This window comes from Coprococcus sp. AF21-14LB (assembly GCF_003458885.1).
Taxonomy (GTDB): Bacteria; Bacillota; Clostridia; order Lachnospirales; family Lachnospiraceae; genus UBA9414.
Genome location: NZ_QRVX01000008.1, coordinates 1 through 13,368 on the forward strand (window position 1 = coordinate 1; position 13,368 = coordinate 13,368).

Sequence of the window (13,368 nt, forward strand, 5' to 3'; positions counted from 1 at the left end):
CTAATTTTTTTCATATTTTGTTTCACTTATATCATATTTGCTTCTTACAATGGTAATAGAGTGTTGTCTAGTAATTAATGCATTTACCAAATTCTGATACAAACCGTCCTGCTCTATTTCATACCGTATAGATAAATATAATATCTTCACTTTACTCTCCCATTTTCTCCACTAACACTTCATTATATTTCATCATAAAAATTTCTTCTTCATATCCTCCAGTCTGCTGAGCATTTACATTTCCCTGTAAGTTTTCAGCAATCAGTTTCATATGATTTACGCCACATTCATATGCATGAGGGTATCCGCCACCAAATCTTGGATTTACTTCTGAAATATAATATTCTCCATCTACATCAAATACATCTACATCTATTTGCCCGCGATATCCTGCTTTTTTGACAAATTCCTTCAATAAGGAAAATAATTTTTCATCCTTAAAGGAAACCGACTTGTCTGTTTCTCCGGCACGCATCACAAGCTTTTTCTTTGTAAAAATAGAAACTGCCTCTCCGGAAATCATATCGATATAGATATCTGCACCAATTTCCTGCCCTTTTAAATATTCTTGGATCATTAACTGTTCATTTTCTTTTGCATGTGCAAATAACAGTTCAACTGTTTCCATATCAACTACTTTGGAAATTGCAATCGAAGCACTTCCACACTGTGGTTTTACAAATACCGGAAATGTAACTTTTTTGTCTGCTACTGCTTTTTTGAATTCATTTAAATTATTCCATGACTGTGCTGCCTTGAAGTTGTTTTCCTTACAAAATTCAAACATCTTCATTTTATCCAGAGACATTTCACATACTTCATATGAGGAGCCAATTACAGTTACTCCAATTTCTTTAAATTGCTGCTCATTTTTCGCAAGTAATGATAATTCCGGATCAATCAGTGATAAAATTCCATCTATTTTTTCTTTTTTACAAATTTCCAGAATCTCCTCTATATATCCCGGTGTCGTCATTCTTGGAACAATATAAAAGGCATCGGCTTCATAAATTGCCGGTGCCAGTTCACTCATATCTGTTGCGATTACCTTTCCTGTGTCTCCAACTTCTCTTTTAAAATACTGAATAATTTTATTTCTCGTTCCTGCACTTAGTATTAAAATATTCATAATTTGCCCCTTTCAGATTGTTTGACTAAAACAATACTAGATGAATTTTTCCATCACTGTTACATCATAATATTTTCCTTTTATGAAACGCTCTTTATGATATTCTCCAATTTTTTCAAATCCTAATTTTTCCCACAGAAATATCGCTGCAGTATTTGCAGACACAACTTTTAAATTAATTTTTCTAAGATTTAAATATTCTATTGCATATTTTTCTAATAATCGATATGCTTCACTTGCATATCCCCTCTTTTGAACATTTTTATCTCCTATATAAAGCCCTATTTCACATGTCCTATGAATCCAATTGATTCCATATAGTCCTACCATCCCAACCGCTACTTGATCTTTATCCGTAATAATAAATCGTTTATTATCTCCTGTTAAATCAATCAAATTATTCATCCATTGCTCTTGTTGATCTATAGAAATCGGTTGATAACCGCCACCCAGAAATTGATAAACGTCTTTATCATTTTTCCATTGATTTAATTTTTCAAGATCTCGTTTTTCAATCGGACGTAAATTAACTTTTTCTCCTCGCATATCTGCTCCTTATCACGAACAACTATTTTTCTTTTTTTCCATAGATATCTTCTCTTTTTAAAACCTTCAATACTGTTTTAAATAAAATCCTAATATCCATCCCAATATTAAAATTCTCTATGTACTGATTATCAACTTTAATCCTTTCATCCCAAGATACAGAATTTCTTACCGTTACCTGCGCCAATCCAGTAATACCTGGTCTCATTTCAAATCTTTCTTTAGCCCATTCAGGATAGTTAGTATATCCTTTATAAGGATGATAAGTAACAGGTGGACGTGGTCCTACTAGGCTCATTGTTCCATTTAAAGTATTAAATAGTTGCGGTAACTCATCTAAACTGGTTGCTCGTAAGAATCTTCCTATTTTTGTAATACGAGGATCATCTTCTGTACTGACACGTAACCCTTCGCCAATATATTCAGCATTTACAACCATTGTCCTAAATTTATATATCCAAAACTCTTTTCCTGCTTTTCCCAAACGTTTTTGTTTAAACAGTATTGGCCCTTTTGAGGACATTTTAATTAACACTGCAATAATGAGAAAAACTGGCAGTAAAATAATAACCCCTATTAAACTAGCCGTTATATCAAAAACTCTTTTTAAAAATAAATTTACTTTCTTCACTTTTTATACTTTCCTTCCCCAACATTTTCTTCACACTTTTATACTTTCTTTATTTGCCTTCCCATCCCCACCATACTATATTAGCCCAATTACATTTCTTGTAATTATTGTCGCTTAGGCTTCTTTCTAAGCACTCATCTATTACCTCTCCCGAATGTTTACAGATCTGAAAAAAGGAGATAATTACAAACACGCTCTTCCAAGCCTTCACATCGGTATTCTTACGAAATCTCTCTTTCCTGAAGAACCTCGCTTCTACAGCAAGAATTATCTCTCCGACATCGAAACCCACCATCTTTACTCTGGCATTTTCGGCATCCATGTGTTAGACTTATCTCAAATCAACAACGTGACTGACGAGGAGCGCAATTCCCCACTCTATGACTGGGCATGTCTCTTTCACGCCACTACCTGGGAGGAGGTCAACATTATGGCAGAAAAATCTGATGCGATTCATTCTTGTGCAAATTATTTAAAGGAACTTACCGAAGACGAGAAAATCAAACTCCGCTGCGAAGCCCGCGCCCGCTATTATGCTGATAAAGAAAGCGCTGTCGAAACCGGAAGAGTTTCTACACTCAGACTATACCAACGCCTAAAAGAACAAGGTCGTCTTGATGAACTTGACCGCTGTGAGTATGAGCCGGAACTTTTCCAAAAATTACTGGAAGAATTTCATCTTTTATAAAAAATCAACATTTTAATCAGAAGTTGGCTAATCACTTGTTGATTAGCCATTTTCCTCTACTTAAAACACCGTTTTACAAGCTCTATCACAACATCCTGTTCTTCCGCCGTCATTTTGTTATCACTTGGCAGACACAATCCTCTCTGGAAAATATCCATTCCCACATCTAATGGTTTTCCGTCCGCTCCGACTGCCCCACCGCTGATGTAAGCATTTGTCTTTGCACGCCCATTTCCTTCTCTTGTAACAAACCCATTCATCCGATAGATCGGCTGCATGTGCATTGGTTTCCAGATCGGACGTCCTTCCGCATTATATTTCGCAAGTGTTTCCAGAATCTCTGTCGGGCAGCTCTTTCCCGACTCACTGTTATACAGTACTTCCTGCTCTCCCCTGACCTGTTTGCACATTGCCTCCGGTTTGATAATCAGACAGGACAGCCAGAAATTGGGTTCACTGTTCTTCTCATCATACGGATTCATTTCTATCGGAAGGTCTTTCAATCCTTCCCGGTATCTCTCGTAAATCGCTTTTTTCTGGGCTATATGCTCTTCCAGATACGGAATCTGGCCTCTTACCACACCTGCGATCACATTGCTCATCCGATAGTTATAGCCAAGCTCTTCATGCTGATACCACGGCGCATTCTCTCTTGACTGCGTAGACCACTTCCTCACTTTCTCCGCTGCTGCAAGATCATCTGTCAGCAGCATTCCGCCCGAAGATCCGGTAATGATTTTATTTCCATTAAAGGAAATACAGTTGTAAGAACCAAATGTCCCTGTCTGTACTCCTTTATACGTTGCCCCCAATGACTCTGCGGCATCCTCAATGATCACTGCCTTATGGCGTTCACAGATTTCCCGGATCTCATCAATCTTCCCCGGAGTTCCATAGAGATGTGCCACAACAACTACTTTCACTTCCGGATAAAGTTCAAATGCTTTCTCAAGCGCCGCCGGATCCATGTTCCATGTATCATATTCTGTATCAATGAATACCGGGATCCCGCCTTCATAAACAACAGGATTGACTGTGGCATCAAATGTCATATCAGAGCAAAACACTTTGTCTCCCGGCTTTACGCCTGCCAGCTTCACTGCCATATGTAAAGAAGCTGTTCCAGCGGAAAGCGCTACTGCGTATCTGCATCCGACCTTCTCACAGATCTGTTTTTCGATCTCATTAATATTTGCCCCCACGGTACTCATCCAGTTTGTCTCATATGCTTCGGTTACATATTGTATTTCCGGTCCGTGCATTGTCGGGGAACTGAGCCACACTTTTGATGTGAACGGCTGTATTTCCTTTTCCTGAATCGTTTGTAATGCCACTTTTATCTCTCCCTTATTTTCGTATTTTAGCTTTTAATGACATCGGTCACGGCGAATCTTCCAACACCATAAAATGTCATAAAAATAAGGACAACTCCCAAAGGAATCGCCCATACTTTTCTGTTTTTAATTCATTTAACTTTTCTCTGTTACTTCAAGCCCCACCTGTGCCACACAGCGTTTTTCACCAAGAGTTAATTCCAGGTAAGCTCTCCGCTTATGCCTGTCTATTTTTTTAATGTGATCTTCAAATCCCTGCAAAGGTCCTTGTTGAATGATCAATCCACCATCTTTAATGATTCCGACAGACATATCCACAATCATTTCTTTTTTTCCACATATTTTGAGGAAATTTATTTCTTCCTCTGTGAGCGGTACAATATCTGTTCCCACTCCAATAAGTTTTGTCAATCCATATACTTTTTTCAATTCCAGAAAAAGCCGTTCCACATCGTTTGTAATCATAAATACATAACCCGGAAATAGAATTTTCTTTTCTCTGTGCCATGCGCCGAGATATCTTTTTAATCCTATAAAATAAGGAATAAAACAACCCTGCAGCACGGTCTGATCTACTACTTTCCGACATTGTGCCTTTATTTCTTCCTCTGTACCGGAACGGACTTGTACTACATACCACATTTGCTTCTCATCCCTTTCTGCCCTGTTCCCTTTCTCAAAAAGGGTATGCTTCGCCATTCCCCAGGTAACTTCCTGCGGCTTTGGCATGTATGTTCCTTTGTTCTGCCCACCGCGCAACTGCGACATCCGGACTTCACAAACTCTTTCCGTAACTGTTTCCTCAAACTCTAATTAAATATTCAATACCAAGACTATACTTTCGTACGTCTGTCTGTAATCCGACTGAAGAAAGAACCAAGATTCATTTCCCATATTCTTATTTCCAGACAGCTTTCATCCGGTACCTGCCGGATCTAAGGCCCGCCTCAAGACCACTTTTCGTTCTAACTTACTTTATCTTCACGCTGACTTCCATAAGTTTGTTCGTTTAATATTAGAAATGTCGGAAATGCTTTTTTACATTCCTCCAAATTTATCACTCCACTGTCCGCTTCCATATGGCGCAGCAAAAATGCGCTGTAAGCTCTTTTATTTACCATATATCCGCTAACATTGCGGTATTGCTTATAATATGGGAGTATTTCCCTCTTACCGGTTGCATGGTTTAAACTACCCGCTAGCGCTTTTACCGGATCAACAAAAACAATCTGTTTTCCATGCTGTTTCATTTTCCACTCCAGTTTTCTTAAAAATGCTGCGGCAGCCACATTTTCTATCGTTTTCCCAAATACCGGATTCCATTTTCCTTTTTCTTGCTTCTCTTTACGATTTCTCATTTTTTCAAATGCAAGCTGTTCTGCAAAGAAAATATCTCCTGTCGTGAGGATTAGCTTGATTAGTTTCTGCTGTTCCTCTGTACGAAGCGCTGCTTGCTTTCGCAATATTTCTCTGTATTTTAATTTATTTTTTCTATAGTTAATTGCATCGTTCCATTTTTTTCGGCCGGATATAATCCGCCCGTCTTCTGTGTAATAATCCGGATGATTAATTCGTCTGCTCCGTTCCAGCTTTCTTGCGAAATAAATACGCGCCTTCTCAAGTTCCTGATCTTTTTCCGGCAATTTTAAATCCAAAATTGCTTTATCTGTCACAAGAACAACTTTTTGAAGCCCTATATCCATTCCGACTTTCTTTTTTTTCTCTTTTGTTCGCGCTTCTTCTCTTTGCGAATTTTTCCTGTCTTCTGCTAAGAGAAACGGCTTAACCGGACATTTCCCCCGAAAAATCAAATCCACATAGTACTTTTTATTTCCCCGGATCCATTTCCACTTTAGTCTGCAATATCGGATTTCCTGTGCAAAAGCCTGTTTTTCATAATCATTTCCTTTTGTCCGAACCGGAATCTCAAGATCTTTCCAGATTACCTTTTCATCCTGATAGCGAATAGACGTTTTATTTGTCTTCCCTTCCAGACTATAAAGCTCATTTTCAGCCTTTGGATGTACACTGGCTGCCTGACGGCAAACCAGACTGTGGACTGCCTTCCACGCATGTACCGCCAGATTTTGAATAACTGGAGCATCTGTGTTTTTCTGAAAAAATCTTCGATACTTTGTAGCATCTTTTGTGAAATCAAATCTCCGCAGACGATACTCTTCCTCCAAAATATCCAGCTTCTCATAGATCCGTTTCCGTTCTTTTACATCCGCTGTACTGTCTAGCATTTGAATGAGCGTACGATAATCTCTTCTCTCTTTCATACGGCGATACCGCTTCAGCCCTTCTCCGAGAATCGCATTATAAATCTGACGGTTCACTTCAAAGCGTTTATTTAATTTCTCTTTCTGCCAAAGTTCCGGCATAAGAGGCAATGTCATCACAAAGTATGAAGATGTACCAGACATATGCAACTCCTTTTTTCGTGAAGTTAGATACTCCACGAAAAAAGAAAACAGAACTGATAAATACTGGATTTTTGAAATATTTCTCTCACAAGACAAAATTTTTGACGGTTAATAGTTCCGAAGAAATTCTAATACACATAAAAAAAGACCTGGATAATCACTTATCCGGGACGAAGATTTGACGGCTGTTCTGACGGCTTATAAGTGCAAGAATAGAAATAGAATCGATAATCTCAGAAGAATTTGTTCCATTTTTGCTTAATTTTCTGCAGGAATTTACAAAAACGCTGTCAATTATTGCATATTTGTAAGTTCTATTTGCGTTTTTAAATAGATATGCTATAATTTGTTAAGATAAAGAATCGTCTTTATCTATTTATATTGTATTTTTTCATTTCGTGGAGTATCTAACTTCACGAAATTTTTTATCGTTTATTGAATACAAAAAGGATTGTTCTCCACCTCTATAGATGTCAAAACAATCCTTTTTCCTTTAATTCTCTTTTGGAATCTCTGTAGCAATCTCCAATCTCGCCATACTTCCTAACCAAGGAATTAATTTCCCTTTTACAATATAGTGTTTACCCATGGAATGCTTCTCCCATACACTAAACTCTTCTCTTTTCAGATGTCTTCCGGCACAATCCTCACACGGCTGGTCCTGATCATGAAGTACCTTATAGCAATTCTGTCCTTTATAATCATAAATTCCTGTTAATTTCCGTCCGGCAGCATTCATATAATAAAGTTCACGAGTATCTTTATTACTAACATAGATGATCTCTTCCATATTCTCTACAATATTAACGATTTCATCTTTTCTGAGCGCTTTTAATAATTCTATATTCTCATTCTTATTCATATATCGAAAATGATGTTCTTTTCTTATCCGCTCTTTATACTCCTGTGAGTTTTTCTGGAAATATATCTTCTCAAACTCTTCTTTTTTATAAGGCTTTGCAAAAAGAAATCCCTGAAGCACATCCGGATGCAGTTCCTGAAGTGCCGCCAATTCTTCCTCTGTTTCCACACCTTCACAACAAACCTGAATCTGAGCGCAGTGAGCCAGCTCAATCATATTATTAAGCAGACGATAATTATACGCATTACATTGAATTCGTGTAACAAAGCATCTATCAATCTTTGTTTCATCAATATCAATACTCTTTAAATAACTCAGACTAGAATAACCTGTTCCAAAATCATCAATAGCAATCTTAACTCCGCGCCGCTTCCATTCATAAAAGATTTTATTAAAATAACTATAATCCTGAAGTTGCATACTTTCTGTCACTTCCAACGTCAATGCATTTCCCGGAAGACCGGTTGCATCAAGAATATCGAGAATTCTGGCAGCGATATCTTCCTGGCGCAGCTGAACGTAAGAAATATTTACACTCATATGAAACTCCGGAATATGATTTCTCCATTCAAGGCACTGTCTGGCAGCCGTCTGAAGAACCCATTCTCCAACCCGGCAGATCAATCTGCTCTGTTCCAACAGCGGAATAAACTCAGCCGGACTTACAACTCCCTTTGTCGGTGATTCAAATCTAAGAAGCGCTTCTGCCCCATAAACCGTAAATGTTCTATTATCAATCTGTGGCTGATAGCATAGAAAGAACCCCCGGAAGTCATTCATTACCGCATCCCGCAACTCATTCTGAAGTGCAATCTTATCCAGATTCTTCTGATAATCCTCTGATGAAAAGAAAAGCATCATATTTTTCCCAGCTTTTTTTGCCCGGTTCAACGCATTTTCCGCATACTGATAGACCATCACACCGTCTTTTCTGTCCGTTACAGAATATTGAACAACACCGGCTGAAACAGTGCAATAATTTTCCAGCTCTGCTTTTACTGCACAGTAAAAGTCTGTTACATCTTCGCTCTTCTTCCTGAGAAAGTCCACGGCAAATTGATCTCCATCCAGTCGATACAATCTCATCGTACCATCTGAATGTTCCTCAAGTGTCTCGGAAATCATTTTCAACAAATGATTTCCGAATGTACGACCATTTTTCATATTGATATCTCGGAAGTTATCAACGCCAAGTACCATAAAATATCCTTCGTCTTCCTCCGGACTTTTATTCATATCTTCTGTAAATTTTTCAAAATTCCATAATCCCGTCAGCGTATCTACCCTATGCTTTACCGCTGATTCAGAAATACTTCCCATCAAAAATGCCGGATGTCCGTCCTTATCTTTCAGCACATTTCCACGACAGTTAATCCATATTTTATTCCCTTCCCGGTCGACAAGACGATATTCCATGTTATGATCTTCGCTGATTCCTGCTTCTATATTTTTCAGATTCCTGCTTAATTGAACCAGATCTCTTGAATACACGATCTTCTGCCATGTTTCTATGGAAACACCTTCCTTAGCTGATACGATCGGATATTTTTCACATATTTTATCTGTGAAATAAAGCTTTCCATTTGCAAGGTCATATAAATAAAGATAATCGTCCGTACTTTTGTCCAGGAATTGAATTGTTTGTATATAGATCTTGCGCTCTTCTTCCAGGTTCATTCACTGCCGCCTTCTTTCTTATAATTATCTGTTGTTTCTCTTCCTAATAGTGCTGAATTTTTCTAATCAATTGTTTCTATTGTAGCATTTTACTCATATTTTCTCTAGCAGTTTTTGCTAAAAAACTAATTTGTTTACCCCAAAATACTTTCTGCATACTGCAAGTTTTCTATTGACATTATATTATATTCTTTATTTCAAAGCTACAAATTTTGTAAAGAATATTGTATAATATTTTTAAAAAAATAGTAAATTTACACTAAAGGAATTTATATGATGAAAAGAAAACATTTTTCCCGTGTAGATTGGCAAGTGACGATATTACTGGGGATTGTCCTTTTCCTATTCAGCACTTCATTATACGTTATTAGTATTAAGATTTACCACGGAGCTACTTTGAACACTTTAACACACCGTGTAAATACAATTCACAATTATATTGAACACCACTTAACCGCAGACGGCTTTCTTGAAATTAATACAAAAGAAGATATGGCGAAAGACAGCTACCAGACACTAAAGAAGACATTGGAAAATGTGCGGGAACTCTGTGATCTGCAGTATCTGTACACAGCAAAGAAAGCTCCTAATGGATCGCTTGTCTATGTTGTAGACGGGCTTTCTGAAAATGCTGAAGACTTCCGTTATCCCGGAGATTTAATTGAACCGGAAATACAGCAGGAACTCCGTAATGCCTTGAACGGAGAGGTCATACTCCCTGACAAGATTTTAGATACCGATTGGGGGAATATTTTTATTGCTTATTATCCTCTCCATGACGATAACGGCAACGTGGTCGGCGCACTTGGAATTGAAATTCCTGCCGACATGGAAGCTACCGCTGTAAAAAAATTGTCTCGGGCCGCGTTCCTTTCTTCTTTGTTTTTCTGTATGATTACATTTGTGGCTTCTCTTTTTATTTTTAGAAGAATCTCCAATCCCCTTTACCGGGATATGGCCAATACAGATTTCATGACAAAGCTCAAAAACCGTAACTCCTACGAAACTGACAAAGATAACTGGATTGCAAGAAAACCTCTATCTACGCTTACTGTTGCTGTAATCGATTTGAATAATCTAAAATTGGCAAATGACTGTCTCGGACATGATATCGGCGACAACTGTATTATGAACGCAGCCAAAATTCTTCGAAAATTAGAAAATCATAATATTACTGCCTACCGCTATGGCGGAGATGAATTTATTCTCCTAATGGAAAATATTACAGATCCGGAAGATATTATTACGAAGGCTAAAGAAGACTTCCAGAAAACCGTTTCTCATCTGGATGTTCCACTCGCACTGGCTATCGGCTATGCCCATTTTGATCCTGCTTTAGACAGTACAATTTCAGACACTCAGAAACGAGCAGACGAAAATATGTATCAAGATAAACTAAAAATTAAAGCATCTGAACAGCATGCAGATTCCTAACTTTGGATCTGCATGCTGTTTTTCATAATAAATCCCGATGTTCACAGTTTTTTCACAGAAAACTAGCACTCACCTCTTTACTTTGCTAATAATATATGTTATATTACAACTATAACAAAGGAAGGAGATATGACTTATGATGATGATGCCTAGTATTTTTGGAGAAAACTTATTTGATGACTGGATGGATTTCCCATTTGATAACTTCTGGGATAAGAAAGATCCTCTCTATGGCAAACATGCAAAAACCATGATGAAAACAGATGTCCGCGAGACAGAAGATTCCTATGAACTTGATATCGATCTTCCGGGATTTAAGAAGGATGAGATATCTGCCAAACTTGATAACGGTTATTTAACTGTCTCTGCTTCGAAGGGACTGAATAAAGACGAGCAGGATAAAAAAGGCAACTATATCCGTCAGGAACGCTATGCCGGTGCTATGAGCAGAAGCTTCTATGTCGGTGAAGGCATTGGTCAGGAAGAGATTAAAGCCAGATATGAGAATGGTATTTTGAAGCTGTCCGTTCCGAAAAAAGATAAAAAAGTAATTGAAGAGCACAAACAAATTGCCATTGAAGGATAAACTCAATGAACGTATAAAAACAGGCGCTGATCCCCCCATATGGGATTGGCGCCTGTTTGTTCTTTTTATTAATATTCTTTTTGCTTAGAACTGCCAGCCGTTGAACTTAAATGTTGTCGGCGACACATTTTCCGGATCATAACGTTTCAGCATTTCTTCATACCGTTCTTTATAATCGTTATCGATTTCTGCCTGCGGGAATACTTTACTTGCCTCGTGGAGGAAGTGGAAGGAATCTCTTCCCATTTCCTGTCCGCGGCGTGTATGTTTGTCCAGTGCTACATCCGGGATTTCCGGAAGTTCTCCCATTGCAAATCCTTTAATACAGATGTTCTTTAACAGATCGCTGGATCTGTCTTTTTGTGACTGAACAAGATAGCGAATCGCGTGGATAAAATAAATCGGGCGGTCTCCGTCAGCATAATCAAATTCTTTTCTCATCTGGAACAAGCTGTTTACAACAACTGCTGCCATCGGATTTCCCATTCCAATATCTTCTACCGAAATTGTCAGAAGACGTCTCCACATCTTTTCTTCCAACTCCGGAGATGAAATATATAATTCGTACGCAAATTTGCAGGCATCTTCTTCATTTGCCCGTCTGATGCTTTTCTGCAGCGCTGAAATTACTTCATCGCAGTAATAGCCATTGCGTGTTGTGATTGACTGCCATGGATCATACATTGTCTTTTTTACCATTCGAAATCTTCCTCCTCTTCAGCTTCTTTTAATTCTTTTTCAATTGCCTGTTTCTCATATACCTTAAAGAATGGGTAATAGAACAGTACGCTTAATGCGATACATAAGAACATAAAGATAACATTTCTGAAATCCATTCCTGACATCCATCCCTGAATAAAGAACGGAATAAAGGATGGATCTGCAATATATCCCGGTGTAATAAATCCAAGTACCTGTGCATAATATCCCAATACAACACAGATAGATGGTGTCAGGATATATGGAATTGCAAGAACCGGATTATATGTCATCGGCACACCAAAAGTAATCGGCTCATTAATAGAACAAATTCCCGGCACGATAGAAATTCTTGCAAGTGATTTTAACTTCGCAGATTTGGATTTCCACATCAGTACGATCAATCCAAGAGTTCCTCCTGCACCTCCGAGCATTGCATAGCGGAATAACTGAAGGTTCATTGGGTTTGTCGGTGCCAGTCCGTCTGCTACAAGCGCAGCATTTGCACCTGTTCCGGCAATACCGATCATGAATACAATTGAGAATACAACTGATGTTCCATTGATTCCGAAGAACCATAAAATATTTGAGAACATAATAATTCCGGCGTATACCCAGATATTATTTCCTACATCAATTGCCGGTGTCAGCAGTCCCATAATTGCTTCCGGAATAGATTTTCCAATAACAGCAATTAATATGAGGTTTACACCATATACAATAATAATATTTACTAAAAGCGGAAGTAATGAGTTTACAAATGTTCCGACCATACTTGGCACAGATGACGGGAACTTCACTTTAATTCCAAGCTTATCTACCATACGGTTAATTTCTACACATACAAAACTCAGGATTAAAGCAATAAATAATCCGTCGCTTGTCAGATACTGTGATGTGATTGCTGAAATAGTTGCATCGTCTCCAACCGGAACCTGAACAACTTTTGAACACACAAGTAAGAATACTGACATTGACATAATACCATTTACTGCTGCGTTCATTTTATAGCTCTTTGCCAGACAATATGCAACAGAAAATGCAGTCATTAAGCCCAACATTCCAAACGTCATATTATATGGTGCCAAAATCCATTCACTGTTTTCAACTGCCCATTCTTTCCAATTAATCAAAAAGCGGATAAACATATTTGTCGTGTTCATATCCACTGTTTCCAGATTGATCGGCGGGTTATTTAAAATCATAAAAATAGAACCGATAACAAGCAGCGGTAATGTCATCATCATACCGTTAGATAACGCCTGCAGATGTCTCTGATTCCCCAGTTTCGCCCCCAGCGGAGATAAATATTTCTCCAAAAATTCCGTGAATTTCTTCATAAGTATATATCCTTTT

The 13,368-nt window shown here is 38.0% G+C and carries 12 protein-coding genes; 3 read left to right on the forward strand and 9 right to left on the reverse strand.

Annotation, left to right across the window (positions count from 1 at the left end; translation table 11 throughout):
* Positions 1-151 precede the first annotated feature (151 nt).
* The 3 genes from DWX73_RS03055 to DWX73_RS03065 are packed head-to-tail and all read right to left on the reverse strand — an operon-like array spanning position 152 to position 2,306.
* The gene (locus DWX73_RS03055; RefSeq protein WP_118346795.1) at positions 152-1,129 is read right to left on the reverse strand and encodes an ATP-grasp domain-containing protein; all 978 of its coding nucleotides are present in this window, start codon (positions 1,127-1,129) and stop codon (positions 152-154) included.
* 36 nt (positions 1,130-1,165) lie between these two features.
* Entirely contained in the window at positions 1,166-1,675 is a 510-nt protein-coding gene (locus DWX73_RS03060; RefSeq protein ID WP_118346797.1) for a GNAT family N-acetyltransferase, read from the reverse strand.
* A 22-nt stretch (positions 1,676-1,697) separates the two neighbouring features.
* A complete protein-coding gene (locus DWX73_RS03065; RefSeq protein ID WP_118346800.1) occupies positions 1,698-2,306 on the reverse strand; it encodes a sugar transferase in 609 nt (202 codons plus the stop codon).
* 154 nt (positions 2,307-2,460) lie between these two features.
* Between DWX73_RS03065 and DWX73_RS03070 the strand changes: the two genes are divergently transcribed.
* A complete protein-coding gene (locus tag DWX73_RS03070) occupies positions 2,461-2,994 on the forward strand; it encodes a PD-(D/E)XK nuclease family transposase (RefSeq protein WP_118346802.1) in 534 nt (177 codons plus the stop codon).
* A gap of 56 nt (positions 2,995-3,050) precedes the next feature.
* Here DWX73_RS03070 and DWX73_RS03075 read toward each other — a convergent pair whose 3' ends face one another.
* The 4 genes from DWX73_RS03075 to DWX73_RS03095 form a co-directional block, all read right to left on the reverse strand.
* Entirely contained in the window at positions 3,051-4,256 is a 1,206-nt protein-coding gene (locus DWX73_RS03075; protein WP_199413527.1) for a DegT/DnrJ/EryC1/StrS family aminotransferase, read from the reverse strand.
* A 207-nt stretch (positions 4,257-4,463) separates the two neighbouring features.
* The gene (loaP, locus tag DWX73_RS03080) at positions 4,464-5,057 is read right to left on the reverse strand and encodes an antiterminator LoaP (protein WP_242996578.1); all 594 of its coding nucleotides are present in this window, start codon (positions 5,055-5,057) and stop codon (positions 4,464-4,466) included.
* 236 nt (positions 5,058-5,293) lie between these two features.
* On the reverse strand, positions 5,294-6,754 hold the full coding sequence (locus DWX73_RS03085; RefSeq protein WP_118346803.1) for a hypothetical protein: 1,461 nt from the start codon (positions 6,752-6,754) through the stop codon (positions 5,294-5,296).
* A 493-nt stretch (positions 6,755-7,247) separates the two neighbouring features.
* The gene (locus DWX73_RS03095) at positions 7,248-9,293 is read right to left on the reverse strand and encodes a bifunctional diguanylate cyclase/phosphodiesterase (protein WP_118346807.1); all 2,046 of its coding nucleotides are present in this window, start codon (positions 9,291-9,293) and stop codon (positions 7,248-7,250) included.
* 396 nt (positions 9,294-9,689) lie between these two features.
* Here DWX73_RS03095 and DWX73_RS13840 point away from each other — a divergent pair, with 396 nt between their 5' ends.
* On the forward strand, positions 9,690-10,727 hold the full coding sequence (locus tag DWX73_RS13840; RefSeq protein WP_158556816.1) for a GGDEF domain-containing protein: 1,038 nt from the start codon (positions 9,690-9,692) through the stop codon (positions 10,725-10,727).
* Positions 10,728-10,866: 139 nt separating this feature from the next.
* Positions 10,867-11,313 carry an Hsp20/alpha crystallin family protein gene (locus DWX73_RS03105; RefSeq protein ID WP_118346927.1) on the forward strand — a complete coding sequence of 149 codons (447 nt, stop codon included), beginning with the start codon at positions 10,867-10,869 and terminating at the stop codon, positions 11,311-11,313.
* Positions 11,314-11,397: 84 nt separating this feature from the next.
* Here DWX73_RS03105 and DWX73_RS03110 read toward each other — a convergent pair whose 3' ends face one another.
* On the reverse strand, positions 11,398-12,012 hold the full coding sequence (locus DWX73_RS03110; protein WP_118346812.1) for a hypothetical protein: 615 nt from the start codon (positions 12,010-12,012) through the stop codon (positions 11,398-11,400).
* On the reverse strand, positions 12,006-13,352 hold the full coding sequence (locus tag DWX73_RS03115) for a PTS sugar transporter subunit IIC (protein WP_118346814.1): 1,347 nt from the start codon (positions 13,350-13,352) through the stop codon (positions 12,006-12,008). Before DWX73_RS03115 ends, DWX73_RS03110 begins: the two co-directional genes overlap by 7 nt.
* Between the last annotated feature and the right edge of the window lie 16 nt (positions 13,353-13,368).

What these genes read in the sequence shown, in the direction of transcription:
- DWX73_RS03055 (WP_118346795.1), bottom strand. Translation starts at nt 1,129, where the DNA reads ATGAATATTTTAATACTAAGTGCAGGAACGAGAAATAAAATTATTCAG.
- DWX73_RS03060 (WP_118346797.1), bottom strand. Translation starts at nt 1,675, where the DNA reads ATGCGAGGAGAAAAAGTTAATTTACGTCCGATTGAAAAACGAGATCTT.
- DWX73_RS03070 (WP_118346802.1), top strand. Translation starts at nt 2,461, where the DNA reads ATGTTTACAGATCTGAAAAAAGGAGATAATTACAAACACGCTCTTCCA.
- DWX73_RS03075 (WP_199413527.1), bottom strand. Translation starts at nt 4,256, where the DNA reads ATGCACGGACCGGAAATACAATATGTAACCGAAGCATATGAGACAAAC.
- loaP (WP_242996578.1), bottom strand. Translation starts at nt 5,057, where the DNA reads ATGCCAAAGCCGCAGGAAGTTACCTGGGGAATGGCGAAGCATACCCTT.
- DWX73_RS03085 (WP_118346803.1), bottom strand. Translation starts at nt 6,754, where the DNA reads ATGTCTGGTACATCTTCATACTTTGTGATGACATTGCCTCTTATGCCG.
- DWX73_RS03095 (WP_118346807.1), bottom strand. Translation starts at nt 9,293, where the DNA reads ATGAACCTGGAAGAAGAGCGCAAGATCTATATACAAACAATTCAATTC.
- DWX73_RS03105 (WP_118346927.1), top strand. Translation starts at nt 10,867, where the DNA reads ATGATGATGCCTAGTATTTTTGGAGAAAACTTATTTGATGACTGGATG.
- DWX73_RS03110 (WP_118346812.1), bottom strand. Translation starts at nt 12,012, where the DNA reads ATGGTAAAAAAGACAATGTATGATCCATGGCAGTCAATCACAACACGC.
- DWX73_RS03115 (WP_118346814.1), bottom strand. Translation starts at nt 13,352, where the DNA reads ATGAAGAAATTCACGGAATTTTTGGAGAAATATTTATCTCCGCTGGGG.